General features: G+C 60.4%; 21 protein-coding genes and 1 pseudogene. 13 read left to right on the top strand and 9 right to left on the bottom strand.

What is annotated here, in order from left to right; translation table 11 throughout:
* Nucleotides 1-44 precede the first annotated feature (44 nt).
* Entirely contained in the window at nt 45-923 is an 879-nt protein-coding gene (locus AGR13A_RS23880) for a DUF3313 domain-containing protein (RefSeq protein WP_139786123.1), read from the top strand.
* A gap of 46 nt (nt 924-969) precedes the next feature.
* Here AGR13A_RS23880 and AGR13A_RS23885 read toward each other — a convergent pair whose 3' ends face one another.
* Nucleotides 970-1,878 carry a hydrogen peroxide-inducible genes activator gene (locus AGR13A_RS23885; RefSeq protein ID WP_080840029.1) on the bottom strand — a complete coding sequence of 303 codons (909 nt, stop codon included), beginning with the start codon at nt 1,876-1,878 and terminating at the stop codon, nt 970-972.
* 214 nt (nt 1,879-2,092) lie between these two features.
* Here AGR13A_RS23885 and katG point away from each other — a divergent pair, with 214 nt between their 5' ends.
* Nucleotides 2,093-4,264 (top strand): catalase/peroxidase HPI, encoded by a 2,172-nt coding sequence (katG, locus tag AGR13A_RS23890; RefSeq protein ID WP_080840031.1) that lies wholly within the window; start codon nt 2,093-2,095, stop codon nt 4,262-4,264.
* 207 nt (nt 4,265-4,471) lie between these two features.
* Here the strand turns inward: katG and AGR13A_RS23895 are convergent, their stop codons facing one another.
* Nucleotides 4,472-4,648 carry a hypothetical protein gene (locus AGR13A_RS23895; protein ID WP_080840033.1) on the bottom strand — a complete coding sequence of 59 codons (177 nt, stop codon included), beginning with the start codon at nt 4,646-4,648 and terminating at the stop codon, nt 4,472-4,474.
* Between the two features lie 67 nt (nt 4,649-4,715).
* Complete coding sequence (locus tag AGR13A_RS25210) at nt 4,716-4,850, bottom strand: hypothetical protein (RefSeq protein WP_308400343.1); 135 nt, start codon at nt 4,848-4,850, stop codon at nt 4,716-4,718.
* Between the two features lie 47 nt (nt 4,851-4,897).
* On the opposite strand from AGR13A_RS25210, the gene AGR13A_RS23905 reads away from it, so the two are divergent.
* Nucleotides 4,898-5,791 carry a helix-turn-helix domain-containing protein gene (locus tag AGR13A_RS23905; RefSeq protein WP_208612418.1) on the top strand — a complete coding sequence of 298 codons (894 nt, stop codon included), beginning with the start codon at nt 4,898-4,900 and terminating at the stop codon, nt 5,789-5,791.
* 144 nt (nt 5,792-5,935) lie between these two features.
* On the opposite strand, the gene AGR13A_RS23910 is transcribed toward AGR13A_RS23905, so the two are convergent.
* Both AGR13A_RS23910 and AGR13A_RS23915 read right to left on the bottom strand, forming a co-directional pair.
* Nucleotides 5,936-8,056 carry a TonB-dependent siderophore receptor gene (locus AGR13A_RS23910; RefSeq protein ID WP_080840037.1) on the bottom strand — a complete coding sequence of 707 codons (2,121 nt, stop codon included), beginning with the start codon at nt 8,054-8,056 and terminating at the stop codon, nt 5,936-5,938.
* Between the two features lie 2 nt (nt 8,057-8,058).
* Nucleotides 8,059-8,280, bottom strand: coding sequence for a hypothetical protein (locus AGR13A_RS23915; protein WP_080840039.1), 222 nt, complete (start codon nt 8,278-8,280; stop codon nt 8,059-8,061).
* On the opposite strand from AGR13A_RS23915, the gene AGR13A_RS23920 reads away from it, so the two are divergent.
* From AGR13A_RS23920 to AGR13A_RS23935, 4 genes are read left to right on the top strand one after another with little or no spacing between them, the layout of a single operon-like run.
* Nucleotides 8,279-9,289, top strand: coding sequence for an iron-siderophore ABC transporter substrate-binding protein (locus AGR13A_RS23920; RefSeq protein ID WP_080840041.1), 1,011 nt, complete (start codon nt 8,279-8,281; stop codon nt 9,287-9,289). The two genes, AGR13A_RS23915 and AGR13A_RS23920, sit on opposite strands and share 2 nt — an antisense overlap.
* A complete protein-coding gene (locus AGR13A_RS23925) occupies nt 9,286-10,329 on the top strand; it encodes a FecCD family ABC transporter permease (RefSeq protein WP_080840043.1) in 1,044 nt (347 codons plus the stop codon). The genes AGR13A_RS23920 and AGR13A_RS23925 overlap by 4 nt, the downstream gene beginning before the upstream one ends.
* Nucleotides 10,326-11,366, top strand: a complete 1,041-nt coding sequence (locus AGR13A_RS23930) for a FecCD family ABC transporter permease (protein WP_080840045.1) — start codon at nt 10,326-10,328, stop codon at nt 11,364-11,366. Before AGR13A_RS23925 ends, AGR13A_RS23930 begins: the two co-directional genes overlap by 4 nt.
* On the top strand, nt 11,363-12,178 hold the full coding sequence (locus AGR13A_RS23935; protein ID WP_080840047.1) for an ABC transporter ATP-binding protein: 816 nt from the start codon (nt 11,363-11,365) through the stop codon (nt 12,176-12,178). The genes AGR13A_RS23930 and AGR13A_RS23935 overlap by 4 nt, the downstream gene beginning before the upstream one ends.
* Here the strand turns inward: AGR13A_RS23935 and AGR13A_RS23940 are convergent, their stop codons facing one another.
* From AGR13A_RS23940 to AGR13A_RS23950, 3 genes are all read right to left on the bottom strand, one after another.
* A complete protein-coding gene (locus AGR13A_RS23940; protein ID WP_080840465.1) occupies nt 12,179-12,469 on the bottom strand; it encodes an addiction module antidote protein in 291 nt (96 codons plus the stop codon).
* Nucleotides 12,462-12,767, bottom strand: coding sequence for a type II toxin-antitoxin system RelE/ParE family toxin (locus AGR13A_RS23945; protein ID WP_139786124.1), 306 nt, complete (start codon nt 12,765-12,767; stop codon nt 12,462-12,464). The genes AGR13A_RS23940 and AGR13A_RS23945 overlap by 8 nt, the downstream gene beginning before the upstream one ends.
* 133 nt (nt 12,768-12,900) lie before the next feature.
* The gene (locus AGR13A_RS23950) at nt 12,901-13,788 is read right to left on the bottom strand and encodes a LysR family transcriptional regulator (protein WP_080840051.1); all 888 of its coding nucleotides are present in this window, start codon (nt 13,786-13,788) and stop codon (nt 12,901-12,903) included.
* A gap of 125 nt (nt 13,789-13,913) precedes the next feature.
* On the opposite strand from AGR13A_RS23950, the gene AGR13A_RS23955 reads away from it, so the two are divergent.
* Nucleotides 13,914-14,270 carry an antibiotic biosynthesis monooxygenase gene (locus tag AGR13A_RS23955; protein WP_035224849.1) on the top strand — a complete coding sequence of 119 codons (357 nt, stop codon included), beginning with the start codon at nt 13,914-13,916 and terminating at the stop codon, nt 14,268-14,270.
* 94 nt (nt 14,271-14,364) lie between these two features.
* Here the strand turns inward: AGR13A_RS23955 and AGR13A_RS23960 are convergent.
* Nucleotides 14,365-15,236: pseudogene (locus tag AGR13A_RS23960) on the bottom strand (helix-turn-helix transcriptional regulator).
* A 134-nt stretch (nt 15,237-15,370) separates the two neighbouring features.
* Between AGR13A_RS23960 and AGR13A_RS23965 the strand changes: the two are divergent.
* From AGR13A_RS23965 to AGR13A_RS23985, 5 genes are read left to right on the top strand one after another with little or no spacing between them, the layout of a single operon-like run.
* Entirely contained in the window at nt 15,371-16,585 is a 1,215-nt protein-coding gene (locus tag AGR13A_RS23965; RefSeq protein ID WP_080840052.1) for an amino acid ABC transporter substrate-binding protein, read from the top strand.
* Nucleotides 16,586-16,631: 46 nt separating this feature from the next.
* Nucleotides 16,632-17,528 (top strand): branched-chain amino acid ABC transporter permease, encoded by an 897-nt coding sequence (locus AGR13A_RS23970; protein ID WP_374701884.1) that lies wholly within the window; start codon nt 16,632-16,634, stop codon nt 17,526-17,528.
* Nucleotides 17,525-18,433 (top strand): branched-chain amino acid ABC transporter permease, encoded by a 909-nt coding sequence (locus AGR13A_RS23975; RefSeq protein ID WP_080840054.1) that lies wholly within the window; start codon nt 17,525-17,527, stop codon nt 18,431-18,433. Before AGR13A_RS23970 ends, AGR13A_RS23975 begins: the two co-directional genes overlap by 4 nt.
* On the top strand, nt 18,430-19,158 hold the full coding sequence (locus tag AGR13A_RS23980; protein WP_080840055.1) for an ABC transporter ATP-binding protein: 729 nt from the start codon (nt 18,430-18,432) through the stop codon (nt 19,156-19,158). Before AGR13A_RS23975 ends, AGR13A_RS23980 begins: the two co-directional genes overlap by 4 nt.
* On the top strand, nt 19,151-19,873 hold the full coding sequence (locus AGR13A_RS23985; RefSeq protein ID WP_080840057.1) for an ABC transporter ATP-binding protein: 723 nt from the start codon (nt 19,151-19,153) through the stop codon (nt 19,871-19,873). The genes AGR13A_RS23980 and AGR13A_RS23985 overlap by 8 nt, the downstream gene beginning before the upstream one ends.
* Nucleotides 19,874-19,885 lie beyond the last annotated feature (12 nt).

Genomic DNA, 19,885 nt, shown 5'->3' on the forward strand with positions numbered 1-19,885 from the left:
AACGTTTGGGCACAGGGGCAATCATGCCAACCGGAGTACATGCAGTGAAACACCAGCGAAATCTGTTTCCCCGGCCTTCAATCGACACGCCGCCGCGCCGCCGTGGCGTTGCCTTTGCCACCTTGCCTTTCGCCATCATCATGTCCGGCTGCGCCTCGGTGCCGCTTCAGGAAGGCGGTACATTGTCTTCCTATGCGCAGCTCAGCCCGGCCAAAGGCAAGTTCACCAAGTCGCGCACCTTCGTGGATGCCAATGGGCTGGCCGCAGTCAAAACCGTGGCCATCATGCCGACCACATTTTCCTTCGCCGCCTCGTCGAAAATTACGGCCGAGAAGGACCGCACCCTTGTGTCAAATGCGCTGGACCGCGCCATCTGCGTAGCCCTCAGCGATAAATACCGGATTGCCGCCGCCGGCCAGCCGGCGGACATGACCGTCCGGACGGTGATTACCGATCTGGTGCCGACCGACAAGACAATGGCCGGAGTGTCGACAGCCGTATCGCTCGGCAGCAATCTCGTCCTGCCGGTCGGCGTGCCGCGTCTGCCCGTCGGTCTCGGTGGCCTGGCCGTCGAGGCGGAAGCGGTGGACAATGGGGGCGTCCAGCGGGCGGCGGCTGTCTGGTCGAAGGGCGCAAATTCCTTTACCGACAGCGCCCGCGTCTCGGAAATCGGCGATGCCTATGGGCTTGCCTCGGATTTCGCCAATTATTTCTCGCGCATTCTCGTGACCGGCAAGGTATCCGATGGTCTCGACATTTCCATTCCTTCCGGCCACCGCATGAGGTCGGCATTGGGTGGGCAACCGAAATATGCCGAATGCGACGCCTATGGCCGCTCACGCGGTTTGCGGGGCATGGTGGCCGACCAGTTCGGTGCGCCGCCCGATTGGACGGACAGGCAGTCCAAAACGTCGTCGAGGTAGGATCGGCAATCTCCAAGGCTTGTGAAGGCGGTCGATTCGGCCGCCTTCACGGGGACAGCCCCAGTTTCTGCAGGCCGCATTCGCGCACGATCTCGGCAATGTGGGTAAACTGCGCCGAAAGCGGATTGCTCTTGCGCCACACCATGCCGATGGTTCGCGAGGGCCGCGGTTCCGCCAGCCGGAACACCGAGACGGTGGATTGCCGGGTTTCCATATCGACCGCCATCTGCGGAATGAGCGTGACGCCGATACCGGCGCCGACCATCTGCACCAGCGTCGAGAGCGAGCTGCCCTCCATCAGCACACGCGGCGGCGCATTGGTGGTGCTGCAGAAAGACAGCGCCTGATTGCGGAAACAATGGCCTTCCTCCAGCAGCAGCAGGCGCATTTCGCCAAGTTTGTCGGCGCTCGGCACCGGCATGCCCGCATCTTCCATCGGCCGCACGAGAATGAATTCCTCAGAAAACAGCGGAACCTCTTCGAGCGACGGTTCGGACACCGGAAGGGCGACGATCGCCATGTCCAGCCGTGCTTCCAGAAGGTCTTCGATGAGCTTCTGCGTCACCGCCTCGCGCGGGCGCGCCTCCAGCCCGGGATAATGCCGGGTGAGCGTCTTGATGACCTGTGGTAAAAGATAGGGTGCGACGGTTGGAATGACGCCGATGCGCAGGCGGCCGCTGAGAGGACCGTGCCGCGCCCGCGCCAGATCCTGCAACTCATCCACGGAGCGCAGGATTGAACGGGTACGCTCGGCAAATTCCTCGCCAAGAGCGGTGAGCCTGATCTGCCGGCTGCCCCGCTCAACCAGCGGCGCGCCGATCAATTCCTCGAGTTCCCGGATCTGCAAGGAAAGTGCCGGCTGGGAAATGGTGCAGGCTTCCGCCGCCCGACCGAAATGGCCGATCTTGGCCAGGGCGTCGAAATAACGGAGATGTTTCATGGAGAGCGCAATCATAAGCTCAGCATATCGCAGCCTTTAGAATATACAATTGGAAATTATGGAACCCGGCTGTTAGTCATCTTCATGACAGAAAGAGGATGTAGCTGTGAAAGATCACCAGCGTCGCTGCACGGTTTCCATCGCGATGACCTGCCGGGCTCTGGCTCCCACATGCTGCACATGTCGCATTGATTATTTCGTTTAATTGCTAAACCCATCGGAGGGCGAAATGGACGCAACTTCAAAACCGGCTGGCAAGTGTCCTGTCATGCATGGAGGCAATACGGCCTCCGGTAAATCGGTGACCGAATGGTGGCCGAACGCGCTGAACCTCGACATCCTGCATCAGCACGACACCAAGACCAATCCGCTCGGCACCTCCTTCAACTACCGTGAAGCGCTGAAGACGCTCGACGTCGAGGCCCTGAAGGCCGATCTGCGCGCCCTGATGACCGACAGCCAGGAATGGTGGCCGGCCGACTGGGGCAGCTATGTGGGCATGATGGCCCGCGTTACCTGGCATGCGGCCGGCTCCTACCGCGTAACGGACGGTCGTGGCGGCGCCAACACCGGCAACCAGCGCTTTGCGCCGCTCAATTCCTGGCCTGACAATGTCAACACCGACAAGGGCCGCCGCCTGCTGTGGCCGATCAAGAAGAAATACGGCAACAAGATTTCCTGGGCAGACCTTATCGCGCTCGCCGGCACCATTGCCTATGACGTCGCCGGTCTGAAGACCTTCGGCTTCGCCTTTGGCCGCGAAGATATCTGGGCTCCGGAAAAGGACACCTATTGGGGTGACGAGAAGGAATGGCTGGCGCCGAGCGACGGCCGTTACGGTGACGTGACCAAGCCCGCGACGCTGGAAAACCCGCTTGCCGCCGTGCAGATGGGCCTCATCTATGTCAACCCGGAAGGCGTCAATGGCAAGTCCGATCCGCTGGCGACGGCGGCGCAGATGCGCGAGACCTTTGCCCGCATGGGCATGGACGACGAGGAAACCGTTGCCCTGACGGCCGGCGGCCACACCATCGGCAAATCGCACGGCAATGGCAGCGCCGCCAATCTCAGCCCCGATCCGGAAGCCGCAGGCCCGGAATATCAGGGCCTCGGCTGGATCAACACCAAGGGCCGCGGCATTGGTCGTGACACCGTGGTGTCCGGCATCGAAGGTGCGTGGACGAGCGAACCGACCAAGTGGGACAATGGCTTCTTCGACATGCTGTTCAAGCATGAGTGGACATTGACGCACAGCCCCGCCGGTGCATCGCAATGGGCGCCGATCACCATTGCCGAAGAGGATAAGCCTGTTGACGTCGAGGATCCCTCGATCCGCACCATCCCGATGATGACCGATGCCGACATGGCGCTGAAGGTCGATCCGATCTACCGCGAGATTTCGCTGAAGTTCAAGGACGACCAGGACCATTTCTCCGACGTCTTTGCCCGCGCCTGGTTCAAGCTGACCCACCGCGATATGGGTCCGAAGGCCCGTTACATCGGTCCCGACGTTCCGACTGAGGACTTGATCTGGCAGGATCCCATTCCGGCGGGTTCCACCAGCTACGACGTTGCCGCCGTCAAGGCGAAGATCGCTGCTTCCGGTCTGCCCGTTGCCGATCTGGTCTCGACCGCATGGGACAGCGCCCGCACCTTCCGTGGCTCGGACAATCGCGGCGGCGCCAATGGTGCCCGTATCCGCCTCGCACCGCAGAAGGACTGGGAAGGCAATGAGCCCGCCCGTCTTTCCCGCGTGCTCTCGGTTCTGGAACCGATTGCCCGTGAAACCGGCGCGAGCATCGCAGATGTGATCGTTCTGGCCGGCAATTACGGTGTGGAACAGGCGGCGAAAGCGGCCGGCTTCGACATCGCCGTGCCTTTCGCGGCCGGCCGTGGCGACGCTTCCGCCGAGCAGACGGACGCCGACAGCTTTGCCCCGCTTGAGCCGCTGGCGGATGGTTTCCGCAACTGGGTCAAGAAGGATTATGTCGTCAGCCCGGAAGAGCTTCTGCTCGACAGGGCGCAGCTTCTCGGCCTCACCGCGCCGGAATTGACCGTCCTCATCGGCGGCCTGCGCGTCATCGGCGCCAATTACGGCGGCGCGGCACATGGCGTGTTCACGCAGAAGCCCGGTGCGCTCACCACCGACTTCTTCACGACATTGACGGACATGGCCTATTCCTGGGTTCCGACCGGCAACAATCTCTATGAGATTCGTGACCGCAAGACCGGAGCAGCCAGATACACCGCGACCCGCGTGGACCTCGTGATCGGCTCCAACTCCATCCTGCGCGCCTATGCGGAAGTTTATGCGCAGGACGACAGCAGGGAAAAGTTTGTGCGCGATTTTATCGCCGCCTGGACGAAGGTGATGAACGCCGACCGTTTCGACCTTCTCTGAGCAGAAGCGAAGCAACTGCAATAAAGAAAGTCCCTGAGCAATCAGGGACTTTTTACTTTTGTGAACACCTTTCCCGCCGTTCTAGTCGTCATCCTCGGGCTTGACCCAAGGATAACAGCACAGAGCTTCAGGAAGAGGGAAAGCTTTGGACTTAGGTTGGAACGCATAGGGGCCATTCGGTTGCGGCGAAAGGCCAGCCTCACAAACTCACCTGCGATCGGAGGAAGCAGCCGGCTTGCCCGGTGAAGATTTTTCGGCTTTCCCCGATGGCGTCTTGCCGCCTTTTTCATTTTCATGCGCATCCGGCCCAGCGACAATGACGCCACGGCCCTGCTCTTCGCGTTTCTTGTCGGCGAAATCGCCCGGTTCCTTTTTGCCGTTCATAGTGATCTCCCTTTGAGGTGTCGTTCTTCCGAAGATCAACGGATGGCCGGCCTGGAGGTTCCAGGGCTCAGTTTGCTGCGGGATTGCGCCCCGCTGCAGCAATGTTTTGCATTACAACCATCTTTGCTATTAACATGAATTGATAAGTCATGTTATTGGGGCCTTCGATGGAGCTTGCGGCGGCCGTTATCATGGCGCGCATGTCTCCCATATCCCCAACCTCGGCTCGACAACCGGACGGTACCCGCATTGAGTTTCTGGCATTCCATGACCTGGCACACGGAAGGGATCAGCGTCACTGCGCCGGTTAAATGGCGTCAGCTGGACGGGCTGGTCAGTGCGTTCTGGGAGGCCGAAAGCCAGATGGGGGCGAAGGGTTATTATCTGGCCGCCGATCCGCGTATCATGATATTTTTCAACGATGTCTCGTCGCGGATAAGGATTTCCAACCGGGACGGCGAGTTGGCGCAGCATTCCCGACCCATGACGCGTGCGGTCTATGTGCCTGCAGGTGTTCCCATGTGGACGGGCAGCAGTGCCACACACCGGTTTTCGCATCTCAACCTTCATATTCATAAAGACCGTCTGCTGCGTTTCCTGTCGCCATCGGTCGGTAGCTCGGCGGCGATGACGGCGTTGCGTCGTCCGGTTGAGATACAGGATATCGGGTCGGTCGAAACGCTGGCGGGGCTGCTTGTCGATGAGCTGGCCGAGCCCTCGAAACATGCGGTCTATGCGGAAAGCCTTGTCGGCAGCATCGTTGCGGGATTGCTGGATATTCCCGGGCCATCGCCGGAGCAGGCAAATGGCAGGTTGACCCAGGCGCAGATGAACAGATTGCTCGCCCGTGTCGAAAAGCGCGGTGATGACCGTATGACGGTTGCGGAGATGGCTGACATTGTCGGGCTTTCGGAAAGCTGGTTTGCAACCGTGTTCCGCCAGACAACGGGCAAGACGCCGCTGCAATGGCAACTGGAACGGCGTATCGACCTTGCCCAGAAACTCTTGCTGGAGGGTGATCTCACCGTGGCCGATATAGCCGCCCAGCTCGGTTTTTCCGATCAGGCCCATTTGACCAAGGCCTTCCGCCAGTCCGTGGGCAATACACCCGCTGCCTGGCGGCGCATGCACAGGCTGCTTTGATGGTTGGTGTTGTGCCGTCCATGTTCAGTGTTTCGGCGCAATTCCACAAGCACGCTCTACATCATCCTCGGGACGAGACCGAGGATGATGTTGAATATTGGGAAAACCATGTAATATCTTGAAAAGTATTGATAATATCGATGGTTACCACGTCTTTCGCAACGTCACGGAAAATGCCCGGCCGGGATTGTAGAAGTCAGCGCCGAACCCGCCATAAGAGACGTGCTTTTCGTTGAACAGGTTGGAAACGTTTACATCCAGCGAAGCGGTTTCCTGGATCTTGTAGCTGAATGCCGCATCCACGGTCACGCTGCTGCCGGTCGATACCTTGTTGGCATTGTCGAAATAATAGGACCCGGTGAAGCGGCCACCCAGACCGAAGCTCATGTCACCGAAATGATCGTTACCGGCGAGCGTGTAATTGACCCACAGCGAGGCCTGATGTTCCGGCACGAATTGCGGGCGGTTGCCGACATTGCCGGCGGTGCCGTTCTCGGTGATTTCCGCATTGAGATAGGAATAGGCCGCCGTCAGGCTCACATTGTCGGTCACTTCCGCCTTGGCCTCCAGATCGAGGCCACGCACACGCACCTCGCCAATGGTTGTCGGCAGGCTGGTGATCGGGCTGGTGACGGTGATGTTGTTTTTCTTCAGGTCGTAGATCGATGCCGTGAACAAAGCGGGGAAGGCATCCGGCCGGTACTTCACGCCAAGCTCGATCTGTTCGCCACGCTCGGGCTCGACGGTCAGGCCCGAGGCCGGCACGACGGATTCGGCGTAGCTGATGTAGGGCGCGATTTCGCTGGTGATCTTGTAGGACACGCCGATACGCTTGGTCATCTCGCTGATGTCGCCGCTTGCCTTCGTGCCATTCAGCCTGTTGGTCTGATCGGTGTCTATCCAGTCATTGCGAAGGCCGGCGCTGACGATCAGCCTGTCGAAGAAGGTCAGGTCCTGCTGAAGATAGAGAGCCCTCGTCTTTTGATCGGTCAGCGAGCTGGCATAGAGCGGCACGGAGGCGGGCGCACCGGTATAGACCGGGTTCATCCAGTTGATACTCGGGGCCGAGCCGAAGTAGTTTTTGCTGCCGGATGAGTAATCATTGTAAAAGACGCCGACGAGGCTGCGGCTCTCGACGCTTTCGAACGTCGTGTCATATTGCAGCCGCGTGTCGATCAGGAAATTCTCGGTTTCGGTGTCGTTGCCGAAAAAGGCGCGGTTGGCGATGGTCGAGCCGTTCGTCGGGGTGGACGAGATATAGGCATAACCGAAATCGGTATTGGTCTTGCTGTAGCGCGCGTTTGAACTCAGGGTCAGGCCCGAGCCGAAATCATGGTCGAACATCACGCTCAGTGAATTGCGGTTGGTGCCGCGATAATTGTAGTCCGGTTCGCCGAAGAAACGGCTCCGGTCGAAATGCGAACCGACCGGATGACCGCCGCCGCCTGGAACGCCGTCCTTGTTGAGATGATCGTAAACGACGGTAAGGCTGGTGGCGTCGCTCGGGCGCCATGTCAGGCCACCCATGAAGAATTTTTCGTCATCGCGGGAATAGTCATATTCCGCATCGGCATTTCTGAGCTTGCCGGTGAGACGGTAGGACAGCGTGTCGTCGCTGGTGATGTTGTCGCCGAAATCGAAGCCGGTTTCAGCCCGGCTATAGGAACCGCCGGTCACATAGGCCTCGCCGAAACGGGTGCGTTTCGGCACCTTGGTGGAGTAGTTTACCGAACCGCCGGGATCAGAGACACCAAAGGTGGTGGAATTGCCGCCCTTCAGCACTTCCACGCGCTCATAGGCATAGGTCTCTTCGCGCAGCGCGCCGAAGGGACGGCCGAGCGTCAGCCCGTCGCGATACGTATAGGCGTCAAAACCGCGAATCTTGAAATAATCGAAGCGGTCGTCGGAACCGTAGAAATCCGTGGTGACACCTGCGGTATATTGCAGGGCTTCTTCCACCGTTTGCACGCCGCGCTGCTGCATTTCCTTGGCGGTGATGACGGAAACGGAGGCCGGCGTATCGAGAATATCGGTCGCCATCTTGCTGCCGCTCGTGGTGCGGGTGGCGACGATCGACTTCTGGTCATTGTCGCCGCTTTCGACGGTGATTTTTTCCAGAACAGTGGTGCTGCCGGTATTGGCCGCTTGCTGCGCCAGCGACCGGCCGGGCACGAGGGCCACAAGCGCCGTGCAGGCAAGAAGGGCCGCTTTCCCGTAGCGCAGTCGCGCGTTGCTGCGGTTTGCGCCGTTTGTTTCAATGCTCATTGCTAAAATCCAGACGTTGGTGCCCCGATCGCCGCTTCCACGGCCCACTCTTGAAGCGCCCAATAACTTGAGAAAGTTTGTCCGGTATTGTAACTTTTTGCGGTTTTGTACGAAACCCCGGAAATTTCACCGTTGCCGTGGCGGCTTTTCCTCCCCGGGCTTGACGCGAACATATGAAGCTGAGAGTTCAAGTCCACTTTTGAACCTTTGAAGGCTTCGCTCATGCTTTTCCTGTTTCGCGGTCTTGTGCCGGCATTTGTGTTTTTCCTGTCGATGGTTGCGCCGAATCTCCTGGCGGCAGGCGAGACGACGGCCTATCCCATCGTCATCAAACACGCCTTCGGCACGACCACGATTGCCAGCAAACCGGAGCGCGTGGCGACGGTCGCCTGGGCGAACCACGAGGTTCCGCTGGCGCTCGGCATCGTGCCCGTCGGTTTTGCCGCAGCCAACTTCGGAGATGACGATGGCGACGGCCTGCTGCCCTGGGTGGCGAAGCGGCTTGCCGAACTCAAAGCGACAAAGCCCGTGCTGTTTGACGAAGGGGACGGCATTGATTTCGAGGCCGTGGCGGCAACGCAGCCGGATGTCATCCTCGCCGCCTATTCCGGCCTCAGCCAGTCCGACTACGACACGCTGAGCCAGATCGCCCCGGTGGTTGCTTATCCCGTCTCCCCCTGGGCGACGGACTGGCGCGAGATGATCCGGCTGAACAGCGCCGGGCTTGGCATGGTTGCGGAAGGCGAGGCGCTCATCACGCGCATCGAAGGGGAGATCGCTCAGGTGGTCGCGGGGCATCCGCAGCTGAAAGGCAAGTCGGCAATGTTCGTTACCCATCTTGACGCCACCAATCTCAGTGTCGTCAATTTTTACACCGCCAATGACAGCCGCGTGAAGTTTTTCGCTGATCTGGGGCTCACCTCGCCGAAGAGCGTGGCGGAAGCGACGAAGCCGGGGCAATTCGCAGCCGGCGTCAGTGCCGAGCGTGTCGATGCCTTCGACGATGTCGATATTGTCGTCACCTATGGCAGCCAGCCCTTGCTCACGGCGATGCGGGCCGATCCGCTTCTCGCCCGCATGCCAGCCGTTGCCAATGACGCTATCGTCATGCTGGGGCGTGATCCGCTCGGGACCGCATCCAACCCCACGCCGCTGTCTATTTCCTGGGTTTTGAAGGACTATGCCGACCTTCTGGCGGCAGCAGCGGACAAATCATCCGGAAAGGCGCAATGACAATGCTGTCGCCTGCCCAAACACCGGTCCCGCCGCCCGGCGGCCGTTCCAACCGGATGCGCAGCATATGGCTCAGCGTCGTGCTGGCGCTTCTGGCCCTGCTATGTGCGCTTTCGGTTGCGATCGGCACGCGTGACGTATCCTTTGCGGATATTACGGCGGCGCTCGCCGGTCGCGTCGAGACGGTGGCGGAAGCCGCCGTAGCGGTTCGCCTGCCACGCACGCTGCTTGCCGTGCTGGCCGGGGCCGCACTCGGCCTCTCCGGCGCCATCATGCAGGGCGTTACGCGCAATCCGCTTGCCGATCCGGGCATTCTCGGCGTCAATATGGGCGCGTCGCTTGCTGTCGTCATCGGCATCGTCTGGTTCGGCATTGCCTCGGCGCAGTCCTTTATCGTCGTTGCAATTGTCGGGGCGGGGGCGTCGGCGGTTTTCGTTTATGTGGTCGGTTCACTCGGGCGGGGAGGGGCCACACCTCTGAAACTCGCTTTGGCCGGTGCCGCCACCTCGGTCGCCTTTTCGTCGCTTGTCATTGCCGTCGTGCTGCCGCGCAGCGATATTGCCGGTGGCATCCGGTCCTGGCAGATCGGCGGTGTCGGCGGTGCGACCTTTGAACGGATCGAGACTGTGCTGCCGTTTCTCGCCGCCGGTTTCGCCATCAGCCTTCTTTCTGCACGCAAGTTGAATTCTCTGGCGCTTGGAGATGAGCTGGCCGCCGGGCTTGGTGAAAATGTCGCGGTTGCAAGGGCCGTGGCATCCTTTGGGGCGATTCTTCTCTGCGGCGCGGCGACCGCCATTTGCGGGCCGATCGGTTTTGTCGGGCTGGTCGTCCCGCATCTCTGCCGCCTGCTCGTCGGCGTGGATAATCGCTGGCTTTTGCCGTTTTCCGCGCTTGGTGGTGCCTGCCTGCTGCTTGCGGCCGATATTGTCGGGCGCATCGTGGCGCGGCCGTCCGAGCTTGATGTCGGCATCGTTACCGCCCTTGTCGGCGGGCCGTTCTTCATCTGGATCGTCAGACGCCAGCGGGTGCGCGAATTATGACCACGCACGCTCTTGTCATGGAAACACTGGTTTTCAACCGCCAAGCGCGTCAGCGCCGGCGTCGCATCGTCATCATGGCTCTCTCTGCCCTGTTGATTGCCGCTTTTGCATTGACGCTGATGCTGGGGCAATCCTTCACCCCGCCCGGGGATGTCCTGCGCGTACTTATCGGTGAGGATATTGCCGGTGTCACTTTCACCGTCGGCCAATTGCGCCTGCCGCGGGCGCTGCTCTCGGTTCTGGCGGGGCTGAGCTTTGGCCTTGGCGGCGTTGCCTTCCAGATCATGCTGCGCAACCCGCTCGCCAGCCCGGATATTATCGGCATCAGCTCCGGGGCAAGTGTGGCCGCCGTCTTCGCCATCGTCGTCCTGCATCTAAGCGGACCGCTCGTCTCGGTTTTTGCCGTTGTCGCCGGGCTTGGGGTTGCGCTGCTGGTCTATCTTCTGTCTTTCCGCAACGGTGTGGCGGGCACGCGGCTGATCCTTGTCGGCATTGGTGTTTCCGCGATGCTTGAAAGTTTCATCGCCTATATCCTGTCTGTCGCACCGGCATGGACGTTGCAGGAAGCGATGCGCTGGCTGACGGGCAGCGTCAACGGTGCGAAACTTGCCCAGACGCTGCCGCTCTTCATCGCGCTCGTCCTCTTTGGCGGTCTGCTCATCAGCCGCGCGCGCGATCTCGAGGCACTGAGACTGGGTGACGATGCCGCCGCAGCTCTCGGTGTGCGGGTGGGGCGAACGCGCATCATCGTCATCATCGCCGCCGTGGGCATGATCGCCTTTGCTACAGCGGTATCGGGTCCCATCGCTTTCGTCGCATTTCTGTCGGGGCCGATTGCCGCGCGTATCGTCGGCAGCAACGGGTCTCTGCTCATTCCGGCAGCGCTGGTTGGCGCGGTGCTGGTGCTGGTGGGCGATTATTGCGGCCAATTCCTGTTGCCGGGCCGTTACCCGGTCGGGGTCGTGACCGGTGCTCTCGGCGCGCCCTATCTGATTTACCTTATCGTGCGGGTCAACCGCAGCGGAGGCTCCTTATGACCAGCCATTCTCTTTCCGTGAACAGTCTTTCAGCCGGATACGGCGAAAACCTTATCATCGAAGGGCTGGATCTGGTCGTCCCGCGTGGAAAAATCACCGTCATCGTCGGCGCCAATGCCTGCGGTAAGTCCACACTTCTTCGCAGCATGTCTCGGCTTATCTCTCCCCGTGCCGGTCAGGTCCTGCTCGATGGAAAGTCTATTCATCGTCTTCCCTCCCGTGAACTTGCAAGGCGCATGGGTCTTTTGCCGCAGTCGCCGATTGCGCCGGAAGGCATCGTCGTCGCCGATCTCGTCAGCCGTGGACGGCATCCGCATCACGGCCTGTTCGCCCGCTGGTCGCGCCAGGACGATGAGGCCGTGGCCGCAGCACTCGTCGCCACCGATACGGTGGAACTTGCCGAGCGACCGGTGGACGAGCTTTCCGGCGGACAGCGGCAACGCGTCTGGATCGCCATGGCGCTCGCCCAGGAGACCGATATATTGCTGCTCGACGAACCCACGACCTTCCTCGATATCAGCCATCAGGTCGAGGTGCTGGATCTCCTGACAGACCTCAACAACGCCCGCCAGACCACCATCGTCATGGTGCTGCACGATCTCAATCTCGCAGCGCGTTACGCGGATCATCTGGTTGCGATGACGGGTGGAAAGCTGCATGTCTGCGGCACGCCTGAAGACGTGCTGACGGAGGAAAATGTACGCCAGGTTTTCGGCATCGAAAGCCGGGTCATCAAAGACCCGACCTCGGGCAAGCCGATGATGCTGCCGATCGGGCGGCACCGGGCAATGGCTGATGATGTCAGGAGCTGATCATGCAGCCTTGTGTTTGCTGGTGAGCTGAAAGCCCAGGGAGTTGAGGACGGCGATGGTTGTTTCCAGCGTCGGGTTTCCCGCTTCGCTGAGCGACTTGTAAAGATTCTCTCTGGCAAGCCCGGTTTCGCGCGCTATTTTCGTCATGCCTTTTGCACGAGCGACAACGCCAAGGGCATTTGCGATATAGGCCGCATCATCGGTTGCGAAAGCATCCTCCAGAAAAGCTTCAATGGCTTCGTCGCTTTTAAGATGTTCGGCAGGATCGAAGTTCGTAAATTTCTCATTCATCGTCATCACTCCATTGGGATGCAATCTGCTTTGCGGTTTTGATGTCCTTGTCCTGCGTGCTCTTGTCCCCACCACAAAGGAGCACGATAACGACATTGCCCGATCTGATGAAATAGATGCGGTAGCCGGGTCCGTAGTGGATCCGCAATTCACTCACACCGTCACCAACAGGGGCAGTATCGCCAGCATGTCCAAAAGAGAGCCTGTTCAAGCGGGAGGTAATCAGAGCCTTGCCCCGCTCATCCTTCAGCTTCCTGAACCATTTCTGAAATGTTGCAGATTGCTTTAGGCGCATCATGATTGGATTGTAATTTATAAGTTACAAATTGGGAAGATGAAATATTGAAAATCAGACATCGCGCAAGCCGATGATGCGACCGATCAGGTGGCGCGGTCGCAAGAGGGGACCGTTAATCCGAATGTTTAAGCCTTCACGGCTTGAAGAGATTAGCCGCCATATAGTCTACGAACACCCGCACCTTGGGTGATAGATACCGGCTTGTGGGCCATAGTACCCTGAAGGTGCCGGTCGCCGCCAGATAGTCGTCAAGCACGGATACCAGCTTTCCCTTCGCGATTTCAGATGCGGCTGCGAAGAGTGGAAGACATGTGATGCCGAAGGCGTGCTGAGCGAGGTGGATCAACGGCTCGAGCGTGCTTGCCACGGTGGCTGCCGGAAGGTTCAGCTTGATTTCCTGCCCATCGCGAACGAGTGGCCAGGGTTCCAGCTTGCCGGAATTGGCAAAGCGGTGGTGCAGACAGCGATGCAGGAGCAGATCTTCCGGCGCTTTGGGGCAACCGTGTGCGGAAAGATATTCGGGCGACGCGACGATCACATGCCTAAATGTTCCGAGCTTTCGGCTCATCAGGCGTGTATCTTTCAAATCGCCGGTGCGGATCACGGCGTCGAAACCCTCCTCGATGACATCGACGATGCGATCGGTGAAATCGAGATCCAGATTGATCTCCGGATAGGTGCTCATGAAGGCGGATATTGTCGGCATCAGCAGCATGCCAGCAAGCGGCAGGCTGACACGCAGCTGCCCGCGCGGGACGGCCTGTGATCGCGAAAGTTTCGCCTGCGCTTCCTCATATTCCGACTGGATGCGCCGGCAGGTGTCCAGAAAATAGCTTCCCTCCTCCGTAAGGGCGATGCTGCGCGTCGAGCGATTGAAGAGACGAACACCCAGTTCGTCTTCCAGTCGGGCGACGGCTTTTCCAACCGCGGAACCGGATATTCCCAGACGGTGTCCCGCCGCGACGAAACTACCGGCTTCCGCCACCTGAACGAAGATGCCGAGCGTACCAAGCTTGTCCAAGATTGCTCCATTACGGAAATATTTTCCGATATGTTGAGAGTTGCGGCCCGTTTATCCGCTATTTCCGAGGAGATATCCAGACCGTGCCACGCCGATAAGGGTGTGCGTATCAAACGGAGATATCAATGGAAACGACACCGATTGCCTGCTTTTCAGGCGCGCCTTCTGCCACAACCTTCATCGTCAACGTCATCCACGTTCACCCGGGCAAGCAGGAAGAAGCCTTTGCCATCATCCAGGACGTCGTCCACTATGTAGCGGAACGCAAGGAAGGATTTCTCTGGAGCAACCTTGCGAAAAGCAAGGACGGCCTGACCGTCGTCAATATCGAGGCGATCCAGGATGCCGGCAATGTCGACGAGTTCTTTACCGATCCGGTTTTCGTCGAGAAATTCAGGCGGCTGGATACGGTTTCGAAGAGCGAGTTCCACGCCTATTCCGTCGATGATCTCGTCCTTCCAAAACGGATCGCGGCCGAGTGAAGGTCTGGGGCGGTATGTTTTTCTGACTGAAATGAAGCGGACCGGCAGGGACTGATCCTGCCGGTGCGGGCGTGGCGCTCTCACACCAGAACGGTCACGGCCATGCCGCATAGGAAGGCGGCGGAACATTCTGCATGCGCATCCCCATTCGCCGGAAACGCCCGGGAGAGGTGCCTTCATTGCGGGTGAAGAAGCGATTGAAATAGCCGGGGTCCTGAAATCCCAATCGGAATGCGATTTCAGCCACTTGCAGCGATGAGTTCAGAAGAAGGTTACGCGCTTCAGAGAGCAGTTCGCGATGAATATAGGCCTGCGGCGAAAGCCCTGTCGCCTTGCGCACTGCAAATCCAAGACGTTCGCGGTTGACGCCGAGTTGGCTCGCATAGTCTTCCACGCCCCATTGATCGCGTTTGTGCTGGCTGACCAGTAGCACGAAACGCTCGGTGAGACTGCCGGGCGTGGAGACGGCTGCGGCAATATCGGCGATGGCGTGCTGGCAGATGCGAATGAGGGTGACGGAGAGCAGGCTGGCGATGATCGTGTCCGAACCGGTTGTCGCGCGGACATTTTCGCTGGCGATGGTCTCGAGGTAACCCGCCAGCTCCTGCCGGTCCTTCTCCGCCGGCGCCTGCGTCAGAACACGCTGCAATATATTGCGCACGGCGCTCGCGCTCGTGCCGGTGGGCATCGCATGGGCAAGCCCGATTTCCGTCGTCCTCAGCAGCGATCCACGGCTTCCGGCAGTCAGCCGCAGGCGGCGGCGGGGCCGATGGGCAGCCAGACGAGCCCCGGTGCCGGGACAGGCAGCGTCTTTTCACCCTGTATGATTTCCGCTTCCCCGGCGGAAAGGAGAAGCAGATGGGCACTATCCGATTCCAGCCGGAATTCGGATATGCGCAGCGTCGAGGCGAGGGTGCGCGCCGTGATCTCCACGCGATTGCCGGCAATCTGGCTGTGCAGCGGCATTCAGCCTCCAAAAGTACAATAATGCGCTACATTAGTGCATTTTATATGCGGCTGTCATTGCTAAACTTTGATCAGCGCAGGGGAATGCCTTGAGGAGAACGGCAACCCCGATAAGGCGCTTTGGGAGGAACATCATGAATAATCTGAAGCGCAGAACGCTGTTCTGCCTGCTCTCCGGTGCTGCCCTGTCGGCGGTATCTTTCGGTCACGCCAATGCGCAGGACCGCACCTCGGTGAAGATCGGTTATGCCGTTTCCAAAAGCGGCGCCAATGCCACGGGTGCTGGCATCACCACCATTCCGAACTACAAATTATGGGTGAAGGAGGTCAACGATGCCGGCGGCCTCACTTTGCCGGATGGCAAGCGTCTGCCGGTGGAAGTGGTGGAGTATGACGACCGCTCCTCGGCCGAGGATGCGGTGCGGTTCACCGAGCGTCTGGCCAGCCAGGACAAGGTCGATTTCATTCTGCCGCCCTGGGGCACGGGCTTCAATCTGGCCGTTGCGCCGCTTTACGACCGTTTCGGTTATCCGCAGCTTGCGGTTACCGGCGTGACGGACAAGGCGCCCGATTTCGCGGCGCGCTGGAAAAAGAGCTTCTGGATGCTGGGCGGTGGTCATGACTATGCCAATGCGCTTGCCGATGTTTTGAAAGCCGCGCGCGATGCCGGCCAGATCAACGACAAGGTCGCGGTGATTTCCGTGGCTGACGGTTTCGGCATTGATCTCATCAAAGCCGCGCGGCCGGCGCTGAAGGAAGCGGGTTTCACGCTTGCCTATGACAAGACCTATCCGGTTGGCACTTCGGATTTCGCAGCACTGGTCAACGAGGCGGCGGCGAGCGGTGCGGACAGCTTCATCGCCTTTTCCTATCCGCCCGATAGTTTCGCGGTGACGAAACAGGCGCAGACGGCGAAGTTCAACCCGAAGGTGCTTTATGTCGGTGTCGGCGGCGCTTTCCCGATCTTCCCGAAGGTTTCCAATGGCAAGCAGGAGGGGGTGATCAGCATCGGCGGCGTTGATGGCAGCAGCGGCAAGATCGAGGATTATTTCAAGCGCCACGAAGCCTTCATCGGCACCAAGCCGGACAGCTGGGCAAGTGCCATCACCTATGCGAGCCTCGAAATGCTGGCCCAGTCCGTTCAGCGCGTCGGCTTCGACAAGGCGGCGGTGGCAAGTGAGCTTTCGACGGGAAGCTTCGAGACCGTCATCGGCCCGGTCAAGCTTGAAGACAACCAGCTTCGCCAGCTCTGGTGGGCCGGGCAATGGCAGGGTGACCGTTTCGTGGCGATTGCGCCCGCAGACCGTCCGGGTGCGGCGAAGCCGGTCGTTCCGAAGCCGCAATGGTGAACCTTTGCCGGCCGGGGCCATAAACCCCGGCCGGAAGGCTTCGGCCATGTTCCAGACTGGAGACATTCCCTTGTTTTTATCCACCCTCATCTTCGGCTTGATGCTGGGAGGGACCTATGCGCTGATCGCGCTTGGACTTTCACTGCAATATGGCATCGCCCGCATCATGAACCTTGCCTATGGCGAAGTGCTGATTGCGGCTGCCTTCATCACCTTCGTGCTGTTTTCCAGCTATGGCCTGTCGCCGCTCTGGTCGCTTTTCATCATCGTGCCGCTCGGTTACGCCCTGTCTTTCGTGATCTACCGGGTCATGATGCGGCCGCTGGTGCGCCGTTCGGGTGGCTCCGGCCGTCTGGAAGTCGATTCCATTCTGGCGACCTTCGGGCTGCTCTTCGTTATCCAGGGCATCATGCTCGTGGTGTTCGGCGGCAACTACCATTCCTATTCCTATCTCTCCGATGGCGTCGACATCTTCGGCACGACGGTGGCGCTGAACCGGCTCCTGTCGTTCATCCTGTCGGTCGCAATCGGCGGCGGGCTTTATCTGGCGCTCACCCACAGCCGCTGGGGCCTCAACCTGCGGGCGGTGGCGCTGGCGCCGCGGTCCGCGCCGCTGGTCGGCATTGATGTGAACCGTGTGGCCTCAATCGGCTTTGCCCTTGGCGGCGCACTCGCCGTGGCGGGTGGAGTGATGATCTCGATGTACCAGACCTTTTCCGCCTCCTATGGCGTGGTCTTCACCATGAAGGCGCTTGTCGTCGTCATCATGGGCGGTGTCGGCAATCTCCTCGGCGCGCTGGTGGCCGGGCTGCTGCTCGGCCTCGTGGAAACCTTCGTGCTCGTTTATGTCGATCCCGGCCTCACGCTTGCCGCCACCTATCTGCTCTTCCTCGTGGTGCTGCTCTGGCGTCCGGAAGGCATCTTCGCAAGGAGGGGCAAATGATCCCGCTTCTCATCGGCCTTGCCGCAGCTGCGCTGCTGGCGCTTTCCCCCTTCTTTTTCGATGCCTATGGCGTCGGCGTCATCATCGGCCTTCTCGGCTATGCGACGCTCGCCTCTGCCTGGGCGATGTTTTCCGGCCCAACTCGTTATATTTCGCTCGCCACCGTCGCCTTCTTCGGTGTCGGGGCCTATACGGTCGCGGTGCTGAGCGAGGTTTTGCCATGGCCGCTGGTGCTCCTGTGCGCGGCCCTTGTCGGCGCGGCGCTGGCGCTTGTCGTCGGGCTTTCCACACTGCGCGTCGCCGGCATTTATTTCGTGATCTTTTCCTTTGGCCTTGCTGAACTCATCCGCCAGCTCATCACCTGGTATGAGGTGAATGTGACCGGCACGCTCGGGCGTTACATCTTCCTGCCGCTGGAGCCGCAGCATGTGCTATGGCAACTGCTGGCGCTGGCTGTGGTCACCCTCCTGCTGGCAATCCTGATCGATAGCAGCAAGCTCGGACTGGCATTGAAGGCCATCGGTGACGACGAGGTCGTGGCCGCCCATGCAGGCATCAATCTCGCCCGCACCAAGCTGACGCTCTTCGTGCTGTCTGCCACGATCATCACGCTTGTCGGCGCTATTCAGGCCCCGCGCTGGGTCTATATCGAGCCGGCCATCGTCTTTAATCCGCAGGTATCGTTCCTCACCGTCATCATGGCCCTGCTTGGCGGAGCCACACGCCGCTGGGGACCCATTCTCGGTGCGGCGCCGCTGTTCCTGCTGTTCGAGTGGCTGGGCGCCAACTTCCCCAACCATTTTTCCATCATTCTCGGCGCTCTCTTCATCCTCATCGTCTTTGTTCTGCCGGATGGCGTGCTGGCGGCGCTGGAGAAGCTACGCAAAAAGGAGAAAGCCGCATGAGCGCCGTTCTCGAAATCACCGATATCCGCAAGACCTTCGGCGGGCTGAAGGCAGTGGATGGCCTTGGCCTCACAATCGAGGCCGGCGAGGTCGTCGGGCTGCTCGGGCCGAACGGTTCCGGCAAGACGACGCTGATGAACCTGATCTCCGGGGCGCTGAAGCCGACCGAAGGGTCGATCCGGCTGAAAGGGCAGGAGATTGCGGGCCGGCGGCCGGATGTGATTGCGCGCGCCGGCGTGGCGCGCACCTTCCAGCTCGTGCGGCTTTTGCCGTCGCTTTCCCTGCTTGAAAACGTGGCCGTATCGGCCATGTTCGGGCCGCGACGGCTGCCGCGTTCCGAGGCGGAGAAGGTCGCGCGCGCCTGCCTGGAACGGATAGGTCTTGCCGGGCGGGAGACCCTGCCGGCCGGCGATCTCACCTATATCGATCAGAAGCGCCTTGAACTGGCGCGTGCGCTGGCGGGCGAACCGAAGCTTCTGCTTCTCGACGAATGGCTTGCAGGCCTCAACCCCACCGAGCTGCAGGAGGGGATCGCGCTGATCCGGCGGCTGGCATCGGAGGGTACGACGATCCTGCTGGTGGAACACATCATGGCCGCCGTCCGCGCACTCTGCCCGCGTTCCGTGGTCATGGCGGCCGGTCGCAAGATCGCCGACGGACCGACGGCAACGGTGCTTGATGATCCGCAGGTCATTTCCGCCTATCTGGGAGCGGCACATGCTTGAAATAGACGCACTGACAATCCGTTACGGCAAACATCTCGCGGTTGACGGCATATCGCTCAATGTCGCCAAGGGTGAAACGGTGGTGCTGCTCGGCGCCAATGGCGCTGGCAAGTCATCACTGCTGAAAGCGGTCGGCGGCATGGTGGCTCCCGCCTCCGGAGACGTGCGCGTCAACGGCGCGTCGCTTGCCGCTGTTCCCGCCCATCAGATCGTGGAACGCGGCGTGGCGCTGGTGCCGGAGGGGCGCGGAATTTTCGCGGCGCTGACGGTGGAGGACAATCTCCGTCTCGGGGCCAATCCCCGCCATGCCCGCTCAGCGGAAAAGGCGACACGAGAGCATATTTTCTCGCTGTTTCCGCGCCTTGCGGAGCGGCGGCAGCAGCTTGCCGGCACCATGTCCGGCGGCGAGCAGCAGATGGTCGCCATCGGGCGGGCTTTGATGTCGGCGCCGGATTATCTGCTGCTGGATGAGCCGAGCCTTGGCCTTGCGCCCATCGTCACGCAGGAACTTTTTGCTGCCCTGGCGGAGATCAAGAAGAGCGGCCTTTCCATTCTGCTTGTGGAGCAGAATGTGCGCGAAAGCCTCGCGCTTGCCGATCGCGGTTATTTGCTGGAAGCAGGACGGATCGTCGGGGCAGGCACGGCTGAGGCCCTGTCCGCCGATCCCGCCGTGCAACGGGCGTTTCTCGGCGGCACCACCGCCGCCATTGTCTGAACTCAGGAGAAA

Source organism: Agrobacterium genomosp. 13 str. CFBP 6927 (assembly GCA_900012615.1).
Taxonomy (GTDB): Bacteria; Pseudomonadota; Alphaproteobacteria; order Rhizobiales; family Rhizobiaceae; genus Agrobacterium.

What these genes read in the sequence shown, in the direction of transcription:
- AGR13A_RS23885 (WP_080840029.1), bottom strand. Translation starts at nt 1,878, where the DNA reads ATGATTGCGCTCTCCATGAAACATCTCCGTTATTTCGACGCCCTGGCC.
- katG (WP_080840031.1), top strand. Translation starts at nt 2,093, where the DNA reads ATGGACGCAACTTCAAAACCGGCTGGCAAGTGTCCTGTCATGCATGGA.
- AGR13A_RS23895 (WP_080840033.1), bottom strand. Translation starts at nt 4,648, where the DNA reads ATGAACGGCAAAAAGGAACCGGGCGATTTCGCCGACAAGAAACGCGAA.
- AGR13A_RS25210 (WP_308400343.1), bottom strand. Translation starts at nt 4,850, where the DNA reads ATGCGCGCCATGATAACGGCCGCCGCAAGCTCCATCGAAGGCCCCAAT.
- AGR13A_RS23910 (WP_080840037.1), bottom strand. Translation starts at nt 8,056, where the DNA reads ATGAGCATTGAAACAAACGGCGCAAACCGCAGCAACGCGCGACTGCGC.
- AGR13A_RS23920 (WP_080840041.1), top strand. Translation starts at nt 8,279, where the DNA reads ATGCTTTTCCTGTTTCGCGGTCTTGTGCCGGCATTTGTGTTTTTCCTG.
- AGR13A_RS23915 (WP_080840039.1), bottom strand. Translation starts at nt 8,280, where the DNA reads ATGAGCGAAGCCTTCAAAGGTTCAAAAGTGGACTTGAACTCTCAGCTT.
- AGR13A_RS23925 (WP_080840043.1), top strand. Translation starts at nt 9,286, where the DNA reads ATGACAATGCTGTCGCCTGCCCAAACACCGGTCCCGCCGCCCGGCGGC.
- AGR13A_RS23930 (WP_080840045.1), top strand. Translation starts at nt 10,326, where the DNA reads ATGACCACGCACGCTCTTGTCATGGAAACACTGGTTTTCAACCGCCAA.
- AGR13A_RS23935 (WP_080840047.1), top strand. Translation starts at nt 11,363, where the DNA reads ATGACCAGCCATTCTCTTTCCGTGAACAGTCTTTCAGCCGGATACGGC.
- AGR13A_RS23940 (WP_080840465.1), bottom strand. Translation starts at nt 12,469, where the DNA reads ATGAATGAGAAATTTACGAACTTCGATCCTGCCGAACATCTTAAAAGC.
- AGR13A_RS23945 (WP_139786124.1), bottom strand. Translation starts at nt 12,767, where the DNA reads ATGATGCGCCTAAAGCAATCTGCAACATTTCAGAAATGGTTCAGGAAG.
- AGR13A_RS23955 (WP_035224849.1), top strand. Translation starts at nt 13,914, where the DNA reads ATGGAAACGACACCGATTGCCTGCTTTTCAGGCGCGCCTTCTGCCACA.
- AGR13A_RS23965 (WP_080840052.1), top strand. Translation starts at nt 15,371, where the DNA reads ATGAATAATCTGAAGCGCAGAACGCTGTTCTGCCTGCTCTCCGGTGCT.
- AGR13A_RS23970 (WP_374701884.1), top strand. Translation starts at nt 16,632, where the DNA reads ATGTTCCAGACTGGAGACATTCCCTTGTTTTTATCCACCCTCATCTTC.
- AGR13A_RS23975 (WP_080840054.1), top strand. Translation starts at nt 17,525, where the DNA reads ATGATCCCGCTTCTCATCGGCCTTGCCGCAGCTGCGCTGCTGGCGCTT.
- AGR13A_RS23980 (WP_080840055.1), top strand. Translation starts at nt 18,430, where the DNA reads ATGAGCGCCGTTCTCGAAATCACCGATATCCGCAAGACCTTCGGCGGG.
- AGR13A_RS23985 (WP_080840057.1), top strand. Translation starts at nt 19,151, where the DNA reads ATGCTTGAAATAGACGCACTGACAATCCGTTACGGCAAACATCTCGCG.